The following is a 21,010-nucleotide window of genomic DNA, read 5'->3' as shown; positions in this document are numbered from 1 at the left end:
CCGCCCGCCGGTCTCGTGGTTGATGATCTGCCAGTGGGACTTCGCCATGTGGTACTGGACCGCGAAGAGCGGCTGGCCGCCGAGAACGCCCACACGCCAGTCGAAGCGGGTCGGCATGAACTCCTGCGCGATCAGGAGGTCCGTGTCCTCCAGCCAGGCCAGCGCGAGCTTTTCGAGGGCTGCTTGGCTATCGACCTTCTTGACCCCGCGCGAGAACGAGCCGTCGGGGATCTTGAGCACCATCGGGAAGCCGAGCTCGTCGGCCGCGCGCGCGAAGTCCTCGCGCCCCCCGATCATCACCGAGCGCGGCACGCAGACGCCGTTCGCCGTCATCAGCTCGTTCAGATAGACCTTGTTGGTGCAGCGGATCATCGACACCGGGTCGTCGATCACCGGCATCCCTTCCTGCACGGCGCGGCGCGCGAAGCGGTAGGTGTGGTTCGAGATCGAGGTCGTCTCGCGAATGAACAGCGCGTCGAAGTTGGCAAGGCGCGGCAGGTCGCGCTTGCCGATCGGCTCGACGTCGACGCCCATGCGACCCGCAATCTTCGCCCAGTGCTTGAGCGTGCCGATGGTCGAGGGCGGCAGCGTCTCCTTGGCATCGACCAGCGTCGCGAACGAGTATTTCGCCGGGGTCTTGGAACGGGCGTCGCGCCATTCGCGCGCCGTGTAGCGCTCCATCGACTGAAGAAGGCGCGTCTTCTCGGCCTCGTCGAGCTTGCCGATCGAGGCGAAGCCGACGCGCTTGATGCGCACCCGCTCCCGCCATTCCAGGACGACCTCCAGCGCGGGCGCGCGGAACCAGTCGAACAGGAGCTTGGCGAAGCGCTCCAGGCGTGCGTCGTCGGTATAGCCGAAATAGAATCGCACCGGCTCGCGCGGGCAGTCCTTCTCGCTTGCGATGGCTTTGGCGAGCAGTTCCTCCAGCTCCGGCAGGGCGTTCTCGTAGAGCTTGCGCTCCGAGAGGTCGATCATGGTCTCGACGCTCGGGATCACCCGGTGCCCCCGCGCGCCCGCCAGGAGCGAGGCGTAGTAGCCCCGGCTCTGGTAGCTGTAGGAGCGGCACAGGTTGATGACCTTGGGCCGCTCGGAGCCGAACAGCGCCGGCCGGGCGAGATAGTCCCGGCTCGTCATGACCTTGTGCGGGGTCGAGGCGTTGTCGAGGTCGGAGGAACGGCCGACCAGAATGACCCATTGGGACATCGGGGAGGGAAGCTTTCTCGTGGGCGGGACGGGACGACCCGGGTCAGGCCGAGCGTTTATGGAGGAAGACGGCGGCCTTGAGGCCGACCTTGCCGAAGCGCGCCATGCGCGCGAAGGCGTCGTAGGGAACCGGCAGGTTGGCCGCGTCCGAGGCCGACTCGCCCCGCTCGTCGGCGACCCAGGGGTCGTGCAGCACGAGATGCCGGCCGTCGTCGCCATGCACCAGCACCCAGTGCGGCACCTTCTGCCCGAACATGTGGTAGCCCGAGACGAGCACGATCGCCGTGCCGCCCGCCGCCACGCACCCGCGCAGGTCGTCGACCGTGACCGGCCGGATCGCCACGGGGATGCCGTAGCTCTCCGCGCGCAGGCGGAAGTCCTCCTGCGCCAGCGCCATGACGTGGCGTTTCTCCGCCGAGCGCACCCCTTCCAAGAAGAGATCGCCCGCCGTCGAGACGTGGATCTCGGCCGCCAGCCCCGCCTCGTGCGCGGCGACCGCCAGCCCGTAGGGCTCGCAGCCGCCGGGGCCCGACATCATGAAGATCGTGGTGGCTTCGCGCCAGAGCCGGATCTCGAGGCGCGGGCTCGGCTCGACCGCGGCGTCACGCGCCAGCGCCATCATCAGGCAGCACGAGCCGCAGGTGAAGTCCGTGGTCTGCGCGTAGTAGGGCACGCCCGTGTCCACGCGATGCTCGCCCTTCAGCGTGCGCTCGAAGCGCAGCGCCGACGCCCCGTCCTCGTAATAGTCCTCGATCCTGCCGATCGGGCGGTAATGCTCGGAACGGTAGAGCCGGATCGCCGGCGCGTTGTCCTCGCGCACCTCGAGGCGTAGCGCGATGCGGTCGCGCTCGAAGGCCTGCCGCTCCGCGGCGCGCAGAAGCGCCCGCCCGAGGCCCCGGCCGCCCCGGCCGGGCAGGACCGCCAGCGAGTAGAGCCGGGCGAGCGCGGTGCCCTCGCGCAGGAGAACCGCCGCGTAGGCGACGGGAGCGCCGTCCTCCTCGGCGAGGATCACGATCGCGCTGCGCGAGGCGAGAAGGTTGCGGAAGGAACGCCGCGAGATGCGGTCGCCCAAAAACGCCGCCTCCTCGATGCGCACGAGCGCGTCGAGGTCGTGGGGCGTGGCGGGGCGGATGGTGTGTGAGGTCATGGGAGCCACGAGATCGGCCGGTGCGCCGTCCCGATGGCGGCGGCCGGCCGCTCTCCATACGCCTTTGCGAGGACCGCCAGAAGGCCCCTTCAGGCGGCCAGCATGTCCGCGTCGGCTTCGGCCCGCTCCAGCCGGGCGATGCCCTCGCGCAGGGCCGCGACCGCCTGGCGGTCGACCACCGTATCGCGATCCGCCTCGAGGATGGCGAAGGCGTCCGCGCGCGACATGGCCTTGCGATAGGGGCGGTCGGCGGTGAGTGCGTCGAAGATGTCGGCGACCGTCACGACGCGCGTCAGCGGCGTGATCTCGGGCCCGCCGATCCCGTCCGGATAGCCGCGCCCGTCCAGGCGCTCGTGATGGGCGCCGCCGATCTCGGCGGCTTCCGCGAAGACGGGCAGCCCCGTCAGGATGAGGCGGCTGTGGACCGGGTGCCGGCGCATGAGGCTCCATTCCCGCTCGTCGAGGCGCCCCGGCTTGTCGAGGATGCTGTTGGAGACGCCGAGCTTGCCGATGTCGTGGAGAAGGGCGGCCCGCCGGAGGCGGCGGCGCGTCTCGTCCGACAGGGCGAGCGACTCGCCGATCATGTCGGCATAGAGCGCGACGCGCTGGCAGTGGTTTCCGGTATAGGGGCTCTTGGCGTCGACGATGTCGCCGAAAGCCTGGGCGATGTCGTCGAGATAGGGCTCGTCCACCTCTTCGGCCGGATCGTCCTCCACCGGCACGAGGAGCGCCTCGGGGCCGGCCAACGCGTCCCACAGGGCTCCGTCGCGCGCCGATTCCCCAAGGGCTGCGACGAGCGCGGGGTCGAACCAGCGGCCGGACCTGCGCCGCGCCTCCTCCAGCGCCGCGCGCGGGCCGCCGAAGCGGTGGAAGACATCGACGATCTGCGACAGGAGCGCGATGCGGCTGAAGAGCGGGATGGCGCCGCCCGACAGGCCGGCGGGCTTGCCGCCGCCGTCCCAGTGCTCGTCGAGCGAGGCGATGCCCTCGGCCACCGTCTCCGAGAAGCGCAGCCGCCGGGCGATCGAGGCGCCGCGCGTGCAGCGCGTCTCGATCAGCTCGCGCGCGATCTCGCCGCCATGGCGCAGGATGTGGCCGACCGCCCGCACCCGTCCCGCAAGGTCCGCCCCCGCGCCGGTCTGTTCCAGGACGAAGCGCAGCACCTCCGGCAGGCCGCTGCCGAGGCGCTTGAAGTCCCGTTTGAAGCCGAGGTCGTCGGCGAGATAGAGCTGGCAGAGCCGGGCGGCGTTGGAGGAGCAGCCGAGGTCCTTGAGGAGAACGGCGTAGCGCAACTCGCGCCGCTCGGGTCCCGCCAGTCCGACCGCCGCACCGATCCGGTCCGCCACGAAGGCCGCTCGCACGCAGTGTCCCGCCGGCTGCCCCTCGGTCATGTCGAGCGCATGGCTGAGGGTCGACAGGATCTGCGACAGGCGCAGCCCCGGCGTGGCGGCGGGAAGGGAGCCGGACAGAAGGGGCGTCATTCCAGGTTGAGCCTTCGAGCGGGAGGCCGGGCCTCGGTGCCACCGGTTCCCCACTCTTGCCGACAAGGGCTTAAGGGCGCGTTCCCGGCGCCCCGGGCGCGCTCGCGGGTCGCGCTTGGCGCGCCACGAGCCTTCGTGCTAGAAGCGCGGACCGGATGAGGATCCTTGTCCGCTTCGTGCCGGAGGGTGCGAGACGCCGGATCGAACCGGCAACGGGAGCAACAGGAAACCTTCCCCCGTCGGGGAGCGCATATGACTCACCTGGCCGGGCATGCCCGCACCGCTCGATCACTCATCCCCCATCATCCGGAGGCCTCGTCAGAGGAATGACCACTGGTGACGCCGCGGTCGCGGCCGGCACATCGCATGACCGCCCGCCGACTCACCCCAAGAAGGCGATGCCGCTTCTCGTCGTGGGAAGCGTGGGCGTCGTTTATGGCGACATCGGGACCAGCCCGCTCTACGCCATGAAGGAATCGCTGCTGCATGTCGGCGGCGTTCCCTCGGCGGCCGAGATCATCGGCATCGTCTCGCTCCTGATCTGGTCGCTGGTGATCGTCGTCACGGTGAAATACGTGATCTTCGTGCTGCAGGCCGACAACCAGGGGGAGGGCGGGGCCCTCTCGCTGATGGCGCTGGCGCAGAAGGCCATGGCCAAGCGCGGCCTACGGCACCCCAACCCGACCATCATGATCCTCGGCATCATGGGGGCGGCGCTGTTCTACGGCGACGCCATCCTGACGCCGGCCGTGTCGGTGCTCTCGGCGGTGGAGGGCCTCAAGGTCACGACGCCCGGCCTCGACCCCTATATCGTGCCGATCGCGCTCGCGATCATCGTGGCGCTCTACGCCGTGCAGTCCTTCGGAACCGCCAAGGTCGCCGTGTTCTTCGGCCCGATCATGGTGCTGTGGTTCGTGGTGCTCGCCGTGATCGGCGTGTCCCATATCGGCGATGCGCCGATGATCCTCCATGCGCTGAACCCGCTGGAGGGCCTCTCCTTCATGACAAGCCACGGGGTGATCGGCTTCACCGTGCTCGGCTCGGTCTTCCTGGCGGTCACGGGCGCCGAGGCGCTCTATGCGGACATGGGCCATTTCGGCAAGCAGCCGATCCGCATCGCCTGGCTCGGCTTCGTCGGCCCGGCGCTCCTTCTCAACTATCTCGGCCAGGGCGCCTTCGCGCTCTCGAGCCCCGAGGCGCTGCCCAACCTCTTCTTCCTGTCGGCGCCCGAAACCCTCCGCCTGCCGCTCGTGATCCTGGCGACGCTCGCCACCATCATCGCCGGACAGGCGGTGATCACGGGCGCCTTCTCGCTCACCCAGCAGGCGATCCAGCTCGGCCTCCTGCCGCGCCTCCAGATCGAGCACACCTCGGAGTCGGAGCAGGGCCAGATCTACCTGCCCACCGTGAACTGGCTGATGCTGGTGGGCGTCGTCCTGCTGGTTCTCTTCTTCCAGACCTCGTCCTCGCTGGCGGCGGCCTACGGCATCGCGGTCACCGGCACGATGATCATCACGAGCCTGCTCGCCATCGTGGTCTTCGCCTATGGCTGGGGCTGGGGCCTCGGCCTCGCCTTCGCGGTGGTGACGCCCTTCCTCGTGATCGACGGGGCGTTCCTGGCGGCCAACCTCCTGAAGCTCGCCGACGGCGGCTATCTGCCGCTCGTGATCGGCGGCTGCATCGTGGCGCTGATGGTGATCTGGGTCCGGGGCGTTCGCCTTCTCAACGAGAAGGCGCAGCAGCAGAACCTGTCGCTCGACGCCTTCATCCAGGCCATGGAGAACTCGCAGTCCGTGACGCGCGTGGCGGGCACCGCCATGTACCTCACCTCGACGCCCGAGACAGTCCCCTCGGCCCTCCTGCACAACCTGAAGCACAACCGGGTTCTGCACGAGAAGAACGTCATCGTGACGATCCGCACGGCCGACATCCCCTATGTGCCGCCGGCCGAGCAGATCGAGTTCACCAAGCTCGCGCCGGGCTTCGCGCGGATCGAGCTGCACTACGGCTTCCTGGACGAGCCCAACCTCATCCAGGCGCTGATCCGGCTGCGCGAGCAGGGCGTGAAGTTCGACGTGATGTCGACGACCTTCTTCGTCGGGCGCCGGCGCATCAAGTCGGCGACCACGCGCTCCGAGATGCCGCGCTGGCAGAGCCAGCTCTTCATCAAGATGGCACGCCATTCCTACGACGCGATCGACTACTACCGCATCCCCGCCAACCGCGTCGTGGAACTGGGAACCTACGTCACGCTTTGATGGCGAGACCGCCCTGTCGCTGGGCGGGGAAAGGGTGTTTCTTAACGTCGCGTCACCGCGCCGCTCGAAAGGCGGCGCTCGCGCCCTAGTTTTCCTGTCATGCCGAGTGATCGGCGCACCGGGTTTTCCACGCACCAGCGTGAAACGATCAAACCCCCGGTTCGGGAAGGCATGACGCCATGGACACGCACACCCCGCGGGCCGAGCTGGAGCTCGGCAACATCGCCAATCGGTCCGAGAAGGGATCGGCGATGTCCCTCATCCGCGCCGAAGCCAAGGCCACCGGAGACAAGACCGCGCGCCTGCGCGCGCTCCGCATGGAGCGCGAAGCAATTCAGGCCGCGGAGGCTGCGGCAGCGCCCAAGCCGGTCAAGGCGGCGCGCAAGAGCCGCGCCAAGGCCACCGCCTGACACCGACCTGAGATCGATATCTCCGAACGGGGCGGCTCGCAGGAGCTGCCCCGTCGTCTTGCCGGATAGCTCTACTTCGTCCAGGCGGCGACCTTCTCCGGGTTCGCGTCGATCCAGGCCTTGGCGGTCTTGGCCGGATCGGTGCCCTTCTCCTCGTTCTGGAGCATCAGCTTCTGCTCGTCGTCGAGCGAGATCTTGAAGTTGGTCAGGATCTTGTGGACTTCGGGCATGTCCTTGGCGAGGTCCTTGCGGGCAACCGTGTTGACGCTCTCCTCGCCGCCGAACGAGCCCTTGGGATCGGCGAGGTATTTCAGCTCGTAGCGGCCGAACATCCAGTGCGGCGTCCAGGTCGTCACCACGATCGGCTCCTTTCGGTCGATCGCGTCCTTGAGCGCCGCCGTCATCGTGGCGTCCGATCCCTCCACCAGCGTCACGCCCGACAGCTCGTAGTCCTTGATCGCCTTCTCGGAGGCCTGCATCAGGCCGGCGCCCGGATCGATGCCGATCACCTTGTTCTCGACCTCGCCGCCCTTGGTCTTCAGGTCCGCGACCGAGCTCATGTCGACATAGGCGGGAACCGCCCAGCCGATCTTGGCGCCCTGGACGTTGGGCCCGACGAGGTCGACCTGATCCTTCAGCTTCTCGTAGTAGGCGGCATGGGTCGCCGGGAGCCAGGCCGCGACCATCGCGTCGGCCTCGCCCGTCGCGACCGCCTGCCACATGGCGGCGGCAGGAAGCGGCGTCAGCGTGACGTCGTAGCCCTTGGTCTTCAGCGTCTCGGCGAGAAGGTTGGTGGCCACAACCGCGTCCGACCATTCCACGTAGGCGAGCTTCACAGCCTTGCCCTGGGCCAGCGCCGTGCCGCTGAGCGCGGCCAGCGCGAGGGTCGAGAGAACGAGGGATTTCAGCATCGCGATGGTCTCCTGTTGGGGGCTCGGGTGGATAGTGGATCAGGCGGGCCGCGCGCGGCGCGCCATGGCCTGGGTGATGCGGTCGAGCACGACCGCCACGATCACGATCGCGACGCCCGCCTGGAAGCCGGAGCCCGCGTCGAGCCGCTGGATCGAGCGCCAGACCTCGCGCCCGAGGCCGCCCGCGCCGATCATCGAGGCGATCACGACCATGGAGAGCGACAGCATGATGGTCTGGTTGACGCCGGCCATGATGGTGGGAAGCGCCAGCGGCAGCTGCACCTTCAGGAGCTTCTGCATCGGGCTCGTCCCGAAGGCGTCGGCGGCCTCGGTCAGGTCGCGCGGCACCGACAGGATGCCGAGCGCCGTCAGGCGGATCACGGGCGGCATCGAGAAGACGACGGTCGCGAACACCGCCGACACGGCGCCCAGACCGAAGAAGGGGATGGCGGGGATGAGGTACACGAAGCTCGGCATGGTCTGCATCATGTCGAGGCCAGGGCCGACCGTGCCCCAGAGCCGGCGCGACAGGGCGCAGCCGATGCCGATGGGAACGCCGATCGCGAGCGCGGCCAGCGTTGAGAGCGTGACGAGGACGATGGTCTCCATCGTCGCGTCCCACAGGCGCAGGTTCCACAGGAACAGGAAGCCGGCGGCCGAGAGGACGGCGATGCGCGGGCCCGCCAGGCGCCAGGCTAGAAGCGCCAGCGCGAGGATCACCACGGGCGGCGGAACGAGGAGAAGGAGTTCGGTGCCGCTGGAGATCCAGCCTGCGACAAGGCGGCTCAGCGAGCGCGTCAGACCGGACAGGTGAGCGGTGAGCCAGTCGAGTCCGCCATCGCTGAGCGTGTCGAGCGGGAACTTGGGAACGCTCCAGGAGCGGGGATCGAGCCATTCCATTCGCCGTCTCCGGGTCGGGTGCGGGCCAGGGCATGCAGGACCCGCTCGCGCGTGAGGAGGCCCAGGAAGCGGTCTTGCGCGTCCACCACCGCGATGCCGTGCGGCTCGCGGGCGAGAAGCGGCAGCGCGGTGCGCAGGACGTCGGTCGAGCGGGCGCGCGCGATGCCGCCGTCCATCAACGCGTCGAGGCGGCGCCCGCGCGCGCCGGGCGCGCCGAGCCGGTCGCGATTGAGGCGGCCGATCGGCATGCGCCGGTCGCAGGTGACGACAAGCACCTCGTCGGGGCTTCGCGTCTCGACCAGCGGCCAGGCGTCCTCGGCATGAAGCGATTCGGGCAGGAGGGGCGGCGCCTCTTCCACGAGACGGCCGAGGGTGAGGACGGAGGAGACGTCGATATGCTCGGCGAAGCGGCGGACGTAGTCGTCTGCGGGCGCCAGCAGGATCTCCTCCGCGCTGCCCGCCTGGACGATCGCCCCGTCGCGCATGAGGACGATGCGGCCGCCGAGGTGAATGGCCTCGTCGAGGTCGTGGGACACGAAGACCACGGTCTTGCGAAGATTGCGCTGGAGCGAGACGAGCTCGTCCTGCATCTCGCGGCGGATCAGCGGATCGAGCGCCGAGAAGGCCTCGTCCATGAGGAGGATGTCGGCGTCGACGCAGAGCGCGCGGGCAAGGCCCGCCCGCTGTTGCATGCCGCCCGAGAGCTGGCTCGGCAGCTTGGCGTCCCATCCCTTCAGGCCGACCAGCTCGATCGACTCCAGCGCGCGCCGGCGGCGCTCGGCAGGCGCCACGCCTTGCACTTCGAGCCCGTATTCCACGTTCTCGGCAATGGTGCGGTTGGGGAAGAGGGCGAAGTGCTGGAACACCATGCCGAAGGTCTTGCGACGAAACTCGCGCAGCGCCTTGGGCGACAGCGTCGTCACCTCGACACCGTCCACCCGGATCGATCCGGCGGTGGGTTCGACCAGGCGGTTCAGGCAGCGCAGCATGGTGCTCTTGCCCGAGCCAGACAGGCCCATCACGACGAGGATCTCGCCCTCCTCGACCGTGAAGGACACGTTGTCGAGGCCGAGCACGGCACCGCTCCGCTCGCGGATCGCGTCCTTGCCGGCGCCTTGGCGCAGGAGATCGAGGCCCTCGTGCGCGCGCTCGCCGAAGAGCTTGACCACCCCTTCCACTCGGATGCGCTCGGCTGGCATCGGGACCGATCCTTTCCCGCGACGTGTCGACGGGCCGGATGGTGCGGACTTCGCCGGCTCGCGGACGATGCCGTATCGGACACCGGCGGGTAGAAATCCGACAGAGCGCGTAGTTTTAGGACGGTTTCGGAAAAGCGCCTACTGCAGATTTTCCAAGACGCGCCCGGTATTTAGGCGCAGTGCCGCCGCGCCGGGCAGATCGGGCCGGCCGGGCTCGGCGCGCACGTCGCGCGGTGCCACGCCGAAATGGGCGCGGAACTGGCGCGCGAAATGGGCCCCGTCGCAGAAGCCCGCCTCGACCGCGATCTCGGTGACGCTCTTGCGCGTCGTCTCGAGAAGGCGCCGCGCATAGGCGAGGCGCAACTGGCGATAGGCGACCGCCGGGCTCGCGCCCACGGTCTCCTGAAAGAGACGCTCCAGCTGGCGCGAGGAAAGCGCGAGCCGGTGGGCGATCGCCTCCACCGACAGGGGCTCGGCGACGTGTTGCTCCATGAGGAGAACGGCGCGCCGCACGCGATCGTCGCCGCCGGGCACCGCGCCGCCATGGGGCTGTGCGTCGTGACCGTGTCGCGCGTTCTGGAGCTGGAGCACGTGGAGGCACTTCTGCGCGGCGGCCGGGCCGACATGGCGCTCGATGAGATGGGCGGCGAGGTCCGCCACGCCCGAGCCGCCCGCGCAGGTGATCCGGTCGCGGTCCACCACGAAGAGCCGGTCGGCATCGGCCTCGCCGTCCGGGAACTCGGCCTCGAAGTCGGCATGGTGGTACCAGGAAACGCAGCAGCGGCGCCCGCGCATGAGCCCGGCGCGCGCCAGCACGAAGGAGCCGGTGCACACGCCCACCAGCGGCACGCCGCTCGCCGCCGCCGTGCGCAGGTAGGCCACCGAGGCGTCGTCCATCGCCTCGCCGCCGTGCAGGAGGCCGCCCACCACCACCACGTAGTCGAAGCCGCGAGGATCCTCGAAGCCCCCGGTTCGCGACACGGTCACCCCGCACGAGGCGCGCACGGGCTGCGACGTCGCGCCCATGACGCTCCAGGCGCAGCGAATGGGGCGCGAGCGGTCGCCCTCGTCGGCCGCCAGGCGCAGCGCGTCGACGAAGAGCGAGAAGGCCGACAGGGTGAAGTTGTGGGCCAGAAGGAAGCCGACCCGCAGCGCGGGGCGCTCGGGGGCCGGGCGGGAAGCGGAGCGGTGCAAGCATCCTCCTTGTGAGCGGGCCACGGGCGCATCATGGCCGCAACCCCGGCGCGTCCGCAAGCGCGCGACCCTCAAGCCGACGCGAGCGCGTCCCACACGCCGGGCGGGATCGGCTCGAGGTTGCACTCGAACTCGCGCGTGCATTCCTCCCAGGAGAAGCCTTCCGCAAAGCGCCGGCAGGCCGTGCGGTCGATCGCGAGCGCCTCCAGCGCCGCCGCGCGCAGGTCCTCCGACAGGCGCGCGACGGTCGGCGCGGGGCCGAGAATGTCGAGCGGCCCCGGCACGGGCAGGGCCGCCACCGGCGTGCCGCAGCTCAAGGACTCCAGGACCACGAGCCCGAACGTCTCGAAGCGCGAGGGGAACACGAAGACGTCGGCGGCCGAGAAGTGCCGGGCGAGGTCGTGGCCCGTCCGGTAGCCGAGGAAGTGGGCCGCGGGAAAGCGCGCCCGCAGGGCCGGGAGCGCCGGCCCGTCGCCCACCACGACCTTGGAGCCCGGCAGGTCGAGAGCGAGGAAGTCGGCGAGGTTCTTTTCCGGGCTGACGCGGCCGAGATACAGGAAGATCGGGCGCGGCAGGTTGAGAAAGTCGGCATCGAAGCCCGGCTCGCCGCGCAGCGGGCGAAAGCCCTGCGTGTCCACCGCCCGGCCCCAGCGGCGCACGGGGCCGAAGCCGCTCGCCGTCAGTTCGCGCTCCAGCGTGTCGGTCTGCACCATGATGGCGCGCCCGCCCCGGTGGAACCAGCGCTGCGCGGCCAGCGCGAAGCGTCCGCCGCCGCCGATGCGCTTCTCGAAATAGTCCGCAAAGCGCGTGTGGAACGATGTCGTGAACGGAATACGGCGGCGCCGGCAGTAGCGCCGGGCGGCAAGCCCGATCGGCCCCTCGACGGGTACGTGGATCGCGTCCGGCCGGAAGTCCTCGATGAGGCGACGCAGGCGCCGTCCGGGCGCCACCGCCAGCCGGACCTCCGGATATCCGGGGGCCGGCAGCGTCAGGGGGAAGCGGTCTGGCCCGACCACCTCGACCTCGTGGCCGAAGCCGCGCAGGTGCCCGGCCGTCACCTGGAAGACGCGCACGACGCCGTTGATCTGTGGCGTCCAGGCGTCGGTCGCGATCAGGATGCGCATGGAAGGGTGGGGAACCGTCGCTTGGGGAACGCCGGGCGCTTGCGCTCGGCGGACGGCTGAGGCATCAGCCGTCGAGAAGGGGGCTTCAACAGCCAAGCGGCCGGGATTTCAAGAGCTTGTCGTCTCTGGCATGCTCGAAGGTCCCGCCGATGCGCCTGCCGGCGCGGTCGCCGGAGCCCCGGGCCGGAGAAGGTGTGCGCATGAAGGTCATAGTGCTGGGCGGCGACGGCTTCTGCGGCTGGGCGACCTCGCTTCACCTCTCGGCCGAGGGCCATGAGGTGACGATCGTCGACAACCTCGTGCGACGTCGCACCGACGAGGAACTCGGCGTCCAGAGCCTGACCCCGATCCGCCCGATCGGCGAGCGCCTGCAGGCCTGGCGCGAAACGCGCAACACGCCGATCGACTTCGTCGAGCTCGACGTCGCCAGGGACTACGACCGGCTGGAGCAGCTCTTCCGCGACGTGCGGCCCGACGCCATCGTCCACTTCGCCGAGCAGCGCGCCGCGCCCTATTCGATGAAGTCGCCCTGGCACAAGCGCTACACCGTGGACAACAACGTCAACGCCACCAGCGCGGTGCTCTGCGCCATGGTCGAGGCCTGCCCCGACGCCCATCTCGTGCATCTCGGCACGATGGGCGTCTACGGCTACGGCAAGACCAAGGGCATGACGATTCCGGAGGGCTATATCGAGGCGACGCTGCGCTCGGCGGGCGCCGAGGCCGACGTCGAGATCCTGTATCCCGCCGACCCCGGCTCGATCTACCACATGACGAAGACGCTGGATCAGCTGCTCTTCCTCTACTACGCCAAGAACGACGCGCTCTCGATCACGGACCTTCACCAGGGCATCGTCTGGGGCACCTCGACGCCGGAGACCGACCTCGACGAGCGCCTCGTCAACCGCTTCGACTACGACGGCGACTACGGCACGGTGCTCAACCGCTTCCTGTGCCAGGCCGCGCTCGGCCACCCGCTGACCGTTCACGGCACCGGCGGCCAGACGCGGGCCTTCATCCACATCCGCGACACGGTGCGCTGCATCGCGCTGGCCATCCAGTCGCCGCCTGCGCGCGGCGAGCGGGTGCGCATCATGAACCAGATGACCGAGACGCACCGCGTGCGCGACCTCGCCCAGATGGTCTCCGAGATGACCGGCGTTCCGGTCGCGCTGCAGGACAACCCCCGCAAGGAGATGGCCGAGAACGACCTCGTGGTCGCCAACGATACGCTGATCGGCCTCGGCCTTGAGCCGACGCGCCTGTCGGACGGATTGATGGACGAGGTGGTGAGCGTCGCGCGCCGCTATGCCGGGCGCTGCGACACGAGCCGCATTCCCTCGCGTTCGCTCTGGGTGAAGCCTCTGGCGGCGGAGTAGCCGAGCCATGCCCCGCGTCGCCTCGCTCCACATCCATCCGGTCAAGGGCGCGCGCGGCATCGCGCTCGACCGGACAACGCTCGACCTGGAAGGGCTGGCCGGCGACCGGCGCTGGATGCTGGTGGACGAGGCGGGCCGCTTCGTCTCCCAGCGCGAGATGCCGGAGCTTGCCCTTCTCGACGCGCAGCCCGACCCGGACGGGCTTCATCTCTCCCTGCCGGAGGGCGGCGAGCGCTTCGTCGCCACGCCCGACGGCGGAGCGCGTCTCACCGTGCGGGTGTGGGGCGACGAGGTCGAGGCGGCCGCGGCGTCGCCCGAGGACGATGCGGCCGTGTCGCGCTGGTTCGGCCGGTCCCTGCGCCTCGTCCACTTCGACGCCGGCTCGCGCCGCCTCGTGTCGCGCGACTGGCTGGAGCGCGACGCGCCGGTCGGCTTCGCGGACGGGTTTCCGCTTCTGATCGCCACGCAGGAATCGCTGCGGGGGCTGAACCGCGAGATCGTCGCGGCCGGCGGCGAGGCCGTCCCGATGAGCCGCTTCCGGCCGAACCTCGTCCTGTCGGGCGCCGAGCCCTTCGCCGACGACGGCTGGGCGACGATCCGCGTCGGCGACGTCCTGTTCGACCTCGTGAAGCCCTGCGCCCGCTGCATCGTGACGACCACCGATCAGGACACGGGCGCGCGCGACGGGCCCGAACCGCTGGCGACGCTCGCCCGCCTGCGCCGCTCGGCGGACGGCCGCGCGCCGGGCGCCCTGTTCGGCTGGAACGCCGTGCCGCGCTCGGGCGGGCGGCTCGCCGTCGGGGACGCCGTCGAGGTCGTCACGGAGCGCCCGGGCGGCTGGCCGCTGCGCTAGCCACCCGGGGAAAAGGGGCGTCAGCGCCAGCCGAGGAGCGGCGCGACGTGGCGGACGACACCCTCGATCACATGCGCGTTGTACTCGACGCCGAGCTGGTTGGGCACGGTGAGGAGCAGCGTGTCGGCCTCCGCGATCGCCTCGTCTCGCCGCAGCTCGTCGGCCAGCCGCTCCGGCTCGTCGGCATAGGAGCGGCCGAAAACGGCGCGCATGTTGTCGATCACGCCCACCTGGTCCGAGTCCTTGCCGCGCCCGAAATAGGCGCGGTCGCGGTCGTCGAGGATCGGGAAAATCGAGCGCGAGACCGAGACGCGCGGCTCGCGCGCATGTCCCGCCGCCTTCCAGGCCTCGCGATAGGCGCGGATCTGCCGGGCCTGCTGCACGTGGAAGGGCTCGCCCGTCTCGTCGGCCTTGAGCGTCGAACTCTGGAGATTCATGCCCATGCGAGCCGCCCAGACGGCGGTCGAGTTCGACGCCGAGCCCCACCAGATGCGCTCACGCAGCCCTTCGGAATGCGGCTCGATGCGAAGGAGGCCCGGCGGGTTCGGAAACATCGGTCGCGGGCTCGGCTCGGCGAAGCCTTCGCCCTTCAGAACCTCCAGGAACACCTCGGCGTGGCGGCGGCCCATGTCGGCGTCGCTCTCGCCGGGCTGCGGCGCATAGCCGAAGTGGCGCCAGCCCTCGACGACCTGTTCGGGGCTGCCGCGGCTGATGCCGAGCTGCAGCCGGCCGCCCGAGATGAGGTCGGCCGCGCCCGCGTCCTCCGCCATATAGAGCGGGTTCTCGTAGCGCATGTCGATGACGCCGGTGCCGATCTCGATGCGCTTCGTGCGCGCGCCGACGGCCGCCAGAAGCGGAAAGGGCGAGGCCAGCTGGCGCGCGAAATGGTGGACACGGAAATAGGCGCCGTCCGCTCCCAGCGCCTCGGCGGCCTCCGCCAGCTCGATGGACTGGAGAAGCACATCGGCCGCCGAGCGCGTGCCCGACTGGGGGGAGGGGGTCCAGTGTCCGAAGGACAGGAAGCCGATCGACTTCATGGCGTGATCCTTTCGCGGCGGCGGCGCACCCGGCGCCGCTCCGCTTTTCAACCTTGACGCGGTATGGTTTTGTTACCGAGTCCCATTAGGTGAGCCCCGCATGGACACGCAAGAAGGCACAGACGTGATACCGGCTGACGGTCTGTCGCGGCAGGAACTGGCCGCGCCCGCGCGCTGCCGCGTCGTCAGCGGTGTCCTGTCGCGCGTCGGTGACAAATGGTCGGTTCTGGTGGTGATGCTGCTCAGCCACGGCCCCAAGCGCTTCTCGGAACTCAAGCGCGGGGTCGGCAGCATCTCGCAGCGCATGCTCACGCTGACGCTGCGGGGGCTGGAGCGCGACGGGCTCGTCACGCGCACCGTGACGCCCACCATCCCGCCGCGCGTCGACTACGCGCTGACGCCGCTCGGCCATTCGCTTCGCGAGCCGGTGGAGGCGCTGGGCGACTGGGCGCTGCGCCACCATGGTTCGATCGAGGCCTCGCGGCAGGACTACGACCGGCGGGCCGGGCGCGACGACGAGCCTTCCGCAGCCGGGACCTGACGCCTCAGGACGCGCGCCCCTCCCGGTCCACCGTCTGGATCACCTCGAAGCCCTCGAACTCGGGATGGCCGAGATAGAGCGGACGCGTGCCGCCCGCGCCCCGGTGCGAGGCGCGGAAGGCCTCCGAGCGCGTCCAGTCCTCGAACGCCTCGCGCGAGGCCCAGACCGTGTGCGAGGAATAAAGCTGGTGGTCCTCGCGTTCGGGTCCCTTCAGGAGATGAAATTCCTGAAAGCCCGGCACCGTATGGAGGTTCGACTGGCGGTTCCGCCAGAGCGTCTCGAACTCCTCCAGCCCGTCCTTGACGACCTTGAAGCGGTTCATGGCGATGAACATGCGCATGCGTCTCCCGATGTGTCTGCGCGCATCATAGTCGCCCGCACCGGTGGCGGAAGGGCGCCCGACGCGCCGGTTCTCGCGCAAGAGTGAACGCGGCCCGCGGTCCGATCGCGGCAAGCGTTTCGCCGCCTCGCGCCACACAAACGCTTTCTTTGCCATTATGGCCGAAACATCGCCCGGAACCCGGTCCGACCGGTCCGCCCTCTTCGGCCCGCCCTCATCGCGAAGCCTCCCGCCGCCAGGGCCGGTCCGCCCCACGCAAACCAAGGAACGATGCCATGCGTCCCTCCGCCCTCCGTCTCGTCGCCGCCGGCGTCCTCGCCCTCATGGCCGGGCCCGCGCTCGCCCAGAGCTGCGGCAACAACGCCGCCGGCTTCGCGCCCTGGCTCGCTTCCTTCAAGCGCCAGGCCGCCGCGCAGGGCATCTCGCAGAACACGATCGAGTCCGCCCTCGGCGACGTGACCTACGATTCCAAGGTCATCGGCCTCGACCGCAACCAGAAGAGCTTCAAGCTCTCGCTCGACGCCTTCATGGAGCGCCGTGCGCCCGCCTCGTTCGTCAAGAAGGGCAAGAGCGTCATCGCGCAGAACCGCGACCTCCTGAACCGCATCGAGCAGCGCTTCGGCGTCCAGAAGGAGATCCTCGTCGCGATCTGGGGCATGGAAACGGGCTTCGGCGCCAATTCCGGCAACATGAACATCTTCCGCTCGCTGGCGACGCTCTCCTACGACTGCCGCCGCTCGGACTTCTTCACGGAAGAGCTGATCGCGGCCCTCGAGATCGTCGACCGTGGCGACAAGCGCGCCAGCGACATGCGCGGCGCCTGGGCCGGCGAGATCGGCCAGACGCAGTTCCTCGCCAAGAACTATCTGCGTTACGCCGTGGACTTCGACGGCGACGGCCGGCGCGACCTGATCCGCTCCAAGGCCGACGTCCTGGCCTCGACGGCCAACTTCCTGAAGCAGCACGGCTGGGTTGCGGACGCCGGCTACAATCCGGGCCAGCCGAACTTCGCGCGCCTCCAGGACTGGAACCGGGCGAGCGTGTACCAGCAGGGCCTGGCGCTCTTCGCCTCGCGCCTCGCCAACTGAGGCGGGCAGATATCGGTCGATCGGGAAGGGGGCTTCGGCCCCCTTTTTTTTTGCGCGTTGCGGTGGTGATCGGTCGCCGCGCAGGTTTTGTCGCGCGAATGGTTTTGAGGCGGTGAGATAGGTCAGGAATGCTGCCTTAAATTGCGGCTGCTTCTTGGGCTGCCTTCGAATGCGGCGGTTTGTAGCTGGACAAACCATCCCCTGCAATGGTTCATGACCGCTTCCGGCCGCCCTAAGGCGGCCTTCGCAATTTCGGAGGAACACGCTTGTACCATTCCGTCCGTTCGCTCTTCGGCGCCGTCTCGATCGCCGGCCTGCTTCTTGCGGGCACGGCCTCGGCCGCCCAGCTCAACCTTCACAACGGCGGCGACGTCACCTCGCTCGATCCCCAGCGCCTGTCGGGCGACTGGGAGAACCGCGTGGCGGGCGACATCTTCGAAGGTCTGGTTGCCGAAGACGCCAAGGCCCAGCCGATCCCCGGCATGGCCGAGAGCTGGACCATCTCCGACGACGGCCTGACCTATACGTTCAAGCTGCGCGACGGGATCAAGTGGTCCGACGGCGAGCCGGTCAAGGCGTCGGACTTCGTGTTCGCCTTCCGCCGCCTGATGGATCCCAAGCAGGCCGCGCAATACGCCTACCTCCAGTATCCCGTGAAGAACGCCGAGGCGATCAACACGGGCAAGATCACCGACATGGAGCAGCTCGGGGTCAAGGCGCCCGACGACAAGACCGTCGTGATCACGCTGGAGAACCCGACCCCCTTCTATCTCGGCGCGCTCACCCACTACACCGCCTATCCGCTGCCCGAGCATGTCGTGAAGGCCAAGGGCGATGCCTGGGTCCAGATCGGCAACATCGTCACCAACGGCCCCTACAAGCCCGTGGAATGGGTGCCGGGCAGCCACGTCCTGACCGCCAAGAACCCGAACTGGTACGACACCAGCTCGCTGAAGATCGATGGCACGAAGTTCTTCACGCTGGAGGACATCCCGGCGGCGTTGCGCCGCTACCGCGCCGGCGAGTTCGACATCCTGACGCAGTTCCCGGCCGACCAGTACAAGTGGCTCCAGGAGAACGCGCCCGGCCAGGCCCACGTGACCCCGTTCGCCGGCCTCTACTACTACGTCCTCAATTCCACCAAGCCCCCGCTCGACAACGCCAACGTGCGCAAGGCGCTCTCCATGGCGGTGGTGCGCGAGGCGATCGGCCCGCAGATCCTCGGCACCAACGAGCTGCCGGCCTATTCGTGGGTTCCGCCGGGCATCAGCAACTACGAGGGCGGCCCCGCCTATGTCGACTGGAAGGACATGCCCCAGGGGCAGAAGATCGCCGAGGCCAAGAAGCTGCTGGAGGCCGAGGGCTACAACGCCTCGAACCCCCTGAAGCTGCAGCTGCGCTACAACACCGACGAGAACCACAAGCGCGTGGCGGTCGCCATCGCCTCCATGTGGAAGCCGCTCGGCGTCGAGGTCGAGCTGACGAACTCCGAGGTCAAGGTCCATTACGCCGACCTGCGCGCCGGCGAGTTCCAGGTCGGCCGCGCCGGCTGGCTCGCCGACTACGACGACCCGACCAACTTCCTCGACCTCCTCAAGGGCGGCATCGAGATGAACTATGGCAAGTGGTCGAACACCGAGTACGACAAGCTCCTCGCCCAGGCGGCGACGACGCTGGACCTCAAGGCCCGCGCCGGCATCCTGAAGCAGGCCGAGACGCTGGCGCTGAACGACACGGCGGCGATCCCGATCTACTACTACGTCACCAAGAACGTCGTTTCGCCGAAGATCACGGGCTTCGAGGACAACGTGAAGGACATCCACCGCACGCGCTGGCTCGCCAAGAGCGAGTAAGGCGGCGCACCGTCCGCTGATCGGGACAGGGGCGGCACGCCGCCCCTGTCCGAGTTCGTGAAGGCGGCGCGCCGCCCTTCCGCGTCGCGCTCCCGCCCGCCCGCCCAGGCCGGCGCTCCACCGATCGTGCATCTCCTTTCAGGCTCCGTTGCCCCTGACGGCCCGCGAGCCCCCGTTTTCGATGCGTCGCTGCTTGGGTCCTATCCCCGGCGATCCCGCGCACGACGCCCAATGGAACAATCACAGCGATGCTGTCCTTCGCCCTTCGCCGTCTCCTGACGGCGATCCCGGTGGTGCTGATTGCGATCACCGCCTGCTTCTTCATCCTCCGGCTGGCGCCGGGCGGCCCCTTCGACGCCGAGCGGGCACTGCCCCCCGAGATCCTGGCCAACCTGCGCGCCCACTACAATCTCGACCTGCCGCTCGTGCAGCAGTACCTCCTGTATCTCGGGCGGCTCCTGCAGGGCGATCTCGGGCCGTCCTTCGTGACCAAGGACTTCTCGGTCGGACAGCAGATCGCGATCGGCCTGCCCTACACACTGATCCTCGGCGGCTCCGCCTTCGTGGTCGCGGTGGTCGTCGGCCTTGCCGCCGGCATCTACGGCGCGCTCTACCAGAACCGGGGCGCCGACTACCTGATCGCCGCCGTGATCATGATCGGCGTCGTGGTGCCCAACTTCCTGGTCGCGCCGATCCTGCAGCTGATCTTCGGCGTGCGCCTCGGCTGGCTTCCGGTGGGCGGCTGGGGCGACGGATCGCCCATCCACCTCGTCCTGCCGGTCTTCGTCCTGGCCTTTCCCCATGCGGGGCGCATCTCGCGCCTGATGCGCGGCTCGATGATCGAGGTCCTGAACTCCAACTACATCCGCACGGCGCGGGCCAAGGGCGTGGGGCCGCGCATCACCATCCTGCGTCACGCGCTGAAGCCCGCGCTCACCCCGGTCATCTCCTATCTCGGCCCGGCCGCGGGCTATCTCCTCACCGGCTCGATCGTGATCGAGCAGATCTTCGGCATTCCCGGCATCGGGCGCTACTTCATCCAGGCCGCCCTCAACCGCGACTACGGCATGGTGCTCGGAACGGTGGTCTTCTACATGCTGCTGATCGTCGTCCTGAACCTTCTCGTCGACCTCGCCTATGCCTGGCTCGACCCCCGGGTGCGCGCGCGATGACCCTTTACGTCGACAAGCGCGAGGCGCTCGAACCCTTCATCAATCACGAGGCGGAGGCGATCCACGGCAAGCCGCGCTCGCTGACGCGCGACGCCATCCGACGCTTTCGCGGCAACAAGGCCGCGATGCTCTCGCTGGCGGTCTTCCTTCTGATCGTGGTCGCCGCGATCGTCGGTCCGTGGTTCGTGCCCTTCGACTACGAGACGCCGGACTGGGCGGCCTTCCGCGCCCCGCCCTCCGTCGAGACCGGCCACTATTTCGGCACCGACCAGAACGGGCGTGACCTTCTCGCCCGCACGCTCTACGGCACGCGAATCTCGCTGCTGGTCGCCCTCATCGCCACCACCGTCTCCGTGCTCGTCGGCATCCTCTACGGCGCGGTGTCGGGCTTCGTGGGCGGGCGCGTCGATGCGGCCATGATGCGCTTCGTCGATGTGATGTACGCGCTGCCCTACATCCTGTTCGTGATCCTCCTGATGGTGATCTTCGGGCGCAACGTCTACCTCCTCTTCGCCGCGATCGGCCTTCTGGAATGGCTGACCATGGCGCGCATCGTGCGCGGCCAGACGCTGAGCCTCAAGGAGCGCGAGTTCATCGAAGCCGCGCGGGCATCCGGCGTCTCGACCTTCGCGATCATCCGCCGCCACATCGTGCCGAACCTCGTCGGGCCCGTCGTGATCTTCGCATCGCTGACGATCCCCGAGATCATCGCCACGGAAAGCTTCCTCTCCTATCTCGGCTTCGGCGTTCAGGAGCCGCTCACCTCGCTCGGCACCTTGATCTCGGAAGGGGCCGACACGCTCGAGATCATGCCCTGGCTCCTCCTGTTCCCCGGCGGCGTCCTCGTCTCGCTTCTCCTGTCGCTCGCCTTCATCGGCGACGGCCTGCGCGACGCCTTCGACCCGAAGGACCGTTGATTC

The 21,010-nt window shown here is 69.1% G+C and carries 19 protein-coding genes; 9 read left to right on the top strand and 10 right to left on the bottom strand.

Annotation, left to right across the window (positions count from 1 at the left end; genetic code table 11):
- From AUL35_RS11325 to AUL35_RS11315, 3 genes are all read right to left on the bottom strand, one after another.
- Positions 1 to 1,203 (bottom strand): RimK family protein (locus AUL35_RS11325; RefSeq protein WP_062014844.1); only part of this gene is annotated, 1,203 nt, incomplete at its 3' end.
- 43 nt (positions 1,204 to 1,246) lie between these two features.
- Positions 1,247 to 2,350 carry a peptidase C39 family protein gene (locus AUL35_RS11320; protein WP_062014842.1) on the bottom strand — a complete coding sequence of 368 codons (1,104 nt, stop codon included), beginning with the start codon at positions 2,348 to 2,350 and terminating at the stop codon, positions 1,247 to 1,249.
- A gap of 89 nt (positions 2,351 to 2,439) precedes the next feature.
- Positions 2,440 to 3,831, bottom strand: coding sequence for an HD-GYP domain-containing protein (locus tag AUL35_RS11315; protein ID WP_062014840.1), 1,392 nt, complete (start codon positions 3,829 to 3,831; stop codon positions 2,440 to 2,442).
- A 326-nt stretch (positions 3,832 to 4,157) separates the two neighbouring features.
- Here AUL35_RS11315 and AUL35_RS11310 point away from each other — a divergent pair, with 326 nt between their 5' ends.
- Positions 4,158 to 6,089 carry a potassium transporter Kup gene (locus AUL35_RS11310; protein WP_062014838.1) on the top strand — a complete coding sequence of 644 codons (1,932 nt, stop codon included), beginning with the start codon at positions 4,158 to 4,160 and terminating at the stop codon, positions 6,087 to 6,089.
- A gap of 179 nt (positions 6,090 to 6,268) precedes the next feature.
- A complete protein-coding gene (locus AUL35_RS11305; RefSeq protein ID WP_062014836.1) occupies positions 6,269 to 6,499 on the top strand; it encodes a hypothetical protein in 231 nt (76 codons plus the stop codon).
- A gap of 71 nt (positions 6,500 to 6,570) precedes the next feature.
- On the opposite strand, the gene AUL35_RS11300 is transcribed toward AUL35_RS11305, so the two are convergent.
- The 5 genes from AUL35_RS11300 to AUL35_RS11280 form a co-directional block, all read right to left on the bottom strand.
- A complete protein-coding gene (locus tag AUL35_RS11300; RefSeq protein ID WP_062014831.1) occupies positions 6,571 to 7,410 on the bottom strand; it encodes a glycine betaine ABC transporter substrate-binding protein in 840 nt (279 codons plus the stop codon).
- A 39-nt stretch (positions 7,411 to 7,449) separates the two neighbouring features.
- Positions 7,450 to 8,310, bottom strand: a complete 861-nt coding sequence (locus AUL35_RS11295) for a proline/glycine betaine ABC transporter permease (protein ID WP_062014829.1) — start codon at positions 8,308 to 8,310, stop codon at positions 7,450 to 7,452.
- Positions 8,208 to 9,509, bottom strand: a complete 1,302-nt coding sequence (locus tag AUL35_RS11290; RefSeq protein WP_062014827.1) for a glycine betaine/L-proline ABC transporter ATP-binding protein — start codon at positions 9,507 to 9,509, stop codon at positions 8,208 to 8,210. Before AUL35_RS11290 ends, AUL35_RS11295 begins: the two co-directional genes overlap by 103 nt.
- Before the next feature lie 138 nt (positions 9,510 to 9,647).
- Complete coding sequence (locus tag AUL35_RS11285) at positions 9,648 to 10,703, bottom strand: GlxA family transcriptional regulator (RefSeq protein WP_062014825.1); 1,056 nt, start codon at positions 10,701 to 10,703, stop codon at positions 9,648 to 9,650.
- Between the two features lie 71 nt (positions 10,704 to 10,774).
- The gene (locus AUL35_RS11280) at positions 10,775 to 11,827 is read right to left on the bottom strand and encodes a glycosyltransferase family 1 protein (protein WP_062014824.1); all 1,053 of its coding nucleotides are present in this window, start codon (positions 11,825 to 11,827) and stop codon (positions 10,775 to 10,777) included.
- 200 nt (positions 11,828 to 12,027) lie between these two features.
- On the opposite strand from AUL35_RS11280, the gene AUL35_RS11275 reads away from it, so the two are divergent.
- Positions 12,028 to 13,206 carry an NAD-dependent epimerase/dehydratase family protein gene (locus tag AUL35_RS11275; protein ID WP_062014822.1) on the top strand — a complete coding sequence of 393 codons (1,179 nt, stop codon included), beginning with the start codon at positions 12,028 to 12,030 and terminating at the stop codon, positions 13,204 to 13,206.
- A 7-nt stretch (positions 13,207 to 13,213) separates the two neighbouring features.
- Positions 13,214 to 14,059, top strand: a complete 846-nt coding sequence (locus AUL35_RS11270) for an MOSC domain-containing protein (protein ID WP_062014820.1) — start codon at positions 13,214 to 13,216, stop codon at positions 14,057 to 14,059.
- A gap of 20 nt (positions 14,060 to 14,079) precedes the next feature.
- Here the strand turns inward: AUL35_RS11270 and AUL35_RS11265 are convergent, their stop codons facing one another.
- Complete coding sequence (locus AUL35_RS11265; protein WP_062014819.1) at positions 14,080 to 15,096, bottom strand: LLM class flavin-dependent oxidoreductase; 1,017 nt, start codon at positions 15,094 to 15,096, stop codon at positions 14,080 to 14,082.
- A 100-nt stretch (positions 15,097 to 15,196) separates the two neighbouring features.
- Here AUL35_RS11265 and AUL35_RS11260 point away from each other — a divergent pair, with 100 nt between their 5' ends.
- Positions 15,197 to 15,637 (top strand): helix-turn-helix domain-containing protein, encoded by a 441-nt coding sequence (locus tag AUL35_RS11260; protein WP_062014817.1) that lies wholly within the window; start codon positions 15,197 to 15,199, stop codon positions 15,635 to 15,637.
- Between the two features lie 4 nt (positions 15,638 to 15,641).
- Here the strand turns inward: AUL35_RS11260 and AUL35_RS11255 are convergent, their stop codons facing one another.
- Positions 15,642 to 15,971, bottom strand: coding sequence for an antibiotic biosynthesis monooxygenase (locus tag AUL35_RS11255; RefSeq protein ID WP_062014858.1), 330 nt, complete (start codon positions 15,969 to 15,971; stop codon positions 15,642 to 15,644).
- Between the two features lie 281 nt (positions 15,972 to 16,252).
- Between AUL35_RS11255 and AUL35_RS11250 the strand changes: the two genes are divergently transcribed.
- The 4 genes from AUL35_RS11250 (at position 16,253) to AUL35_RS11235 (ending at position 21,007) form a co-directional block, all read left to right on the top strand.
- A complete protein-coding gene (locus AUL35_RS11250; RefSeq protein WP_062014815.1) occupies positions 16,253 to 17,065 on the top strand; it encodes a lytic transglycosylase domain-containing protein in 813 nt (270 codons plus the stop codon).
- A gap of 266 nt (positions 17,066 to 17,331) precedes the next feature.
- Positions 17,332 to 18,918 carry a peptide ABC transporter substrate-binding protein gene (locus AUL35_RS11245; protein ID WP_062014813.1) on the top strand — a complete coding sequence of 529 codons (1,587 nt, stop codon included), beginning with the start codon at positions 17,332 to 17,334 and terminating at the stop codon, positions 18,916 to 18,918.
- 248 nt (positions 18,919 to 19,166) lie between these two features.
- Positions 19,167 to 20,090, top strand: a complete 924-nt coding sequence (locus tag AUL35_RS11240) for an ABC transporter permease subunit (RefSeq protein ID WP_062014812.1) — start codon at positions 19,167 to 19,169, stop codon at positions 20,088 to 20,090.
- A complete protein-coding gene (locus AUL35_RS11235; protein WP_062014810.1) occupies positions 20,087 to 21,007 on the top strand; it encodes an ABC transporter permease in 921 nt (306 codons plus the stop codon). The genes AUL35_RS11240 and AUL35_RS11235 overlap by 4 nt, the downstream gene beginning before the upstream one ends.
- Positions 21,008 to 21,010: the final 3 nt, after the last annotated feature.

The organism is Aureimonas sp. AU4, from assembly GCF_001463765.1.
Taxonomy (GTDB): Bacteria; Pseudomonadota; Alphaproteobacteria; order Rhizobiales; family Rhizobiaceae; genus Aureimonas.
Note: the sequence above shows the minus strand (reverse complement) of the source record. Positions and strands in the feature narration are given on the sequence as shown.

Coding starts and splice junctions, on each gene's coding strand:
- AUL35_RS11320 (WP_062014842.1), bottom strand. CDS start 2,350: ATGACCTCACACACCATCCGCCCCGCCACGCCCCACGACCTCGACGCG.
- AUL35_RS11315 (WP_062014840.1), bottom strand. CDS start 3,831: ATGACGCCCCTTCTGTCCGGCTCCCTTCCCGCCGCCACGCCGGGGCTG.
- AUL35_RS11310 (WP_062014838.1), top strand. CDS start 4,158: ATGACCACTGGTGACGCCGCGGTCGCGGCCGGCACATCGCATGACCGC.
- AUL35_RS11305 (WP_062014836.1), top strand. CDS start 6,269: ATGGACACGCACACCCCGCGGGCCGAGCTGGAGCTCGGCAACATCGCC.
- AUL35_RS11300 (WP_062014831.1), bottom strand. CDS start 7,410: ATGCTGAAATCCCTCGTTCTCTCGACCCTCGCGCTGGCCGCGCTCAGC.
- AUL35_RS11295 (WP_062014829.1), bottom strand. CDS start 8,310: ATGGAATGGCTCGATCCCCGCTCCTGGAGCGTTCCCAAGTTCCCGCTC.
- AUL35_RS11290 (WP_062014827.1), bottom strand. CDS start 9,509: ATGCCAGCCGAGCGCATCCGAGTGGAAGGGGTGGTCAAGCTCTTCGGC.
- AUL35_RS11280 (WP_062014824.1), bottom strand. CDS start 11,827: ATGCGCATCCTGATCGCGACCGACGCCTGGACGCCACAGATCAACGGC.
- AUL35_RS11275 (WP_062014822.1), top strand. CDS start 12,028: ATGAAGGTCATAGTGCTGGGCGGCGACGGCTTCTGCGGCTGGGCGACC.
- AUL35_RS11270 (WP_062014820.1), top strand. CDS start 13,214: ATGCCCCGCGTCGCCTCGCTCCACATCCATCCGGTCAAGGGCGCGCGC.
- AUL35_RS11265 (WP_062014819.1), bottom strand. CDS start 15,096: ATGAAGTCGATCGGCTTCCTGTCCTTCGGACACTGGACCCCCTCCCCC.
- AUL35_RS11260 (WP_062014817.1), top strand. CDS start 15,197: ATGGACACGCAAGAAGGCACAGACGTGATACCGGCTGACGGTCTGTCG.
- AUL35_RS11255 (WP_062014858.1), bottom strand. CDS start 15,971: ATGTTCATCGCCATGAACCGCTTCAAGGTCGTCAAGGACGGGCTGGAG.
- AUL35_RS11250 (WP_062014815.1), top strand. CDS start 16,253: ATGCGTCCCTCCGCCCTCCGTCTCGTCGCCGCCGGCGTCCTCGCCCTC.
- AUL35_RS11240 (WP_062014812.1), top strand. CDS start 19,167: ATGCTGTCCTTCGCCCTTCGCCGTCTCCTGACGGCGATCCCGGTGGTG.
- AUL35_RS11235 (WP_062014810.1), top strand. CDS start 20,087: ATGACCCTTTACGTCGACAAGCGCGAGGCGCTCGAACCCTTCATCAAT.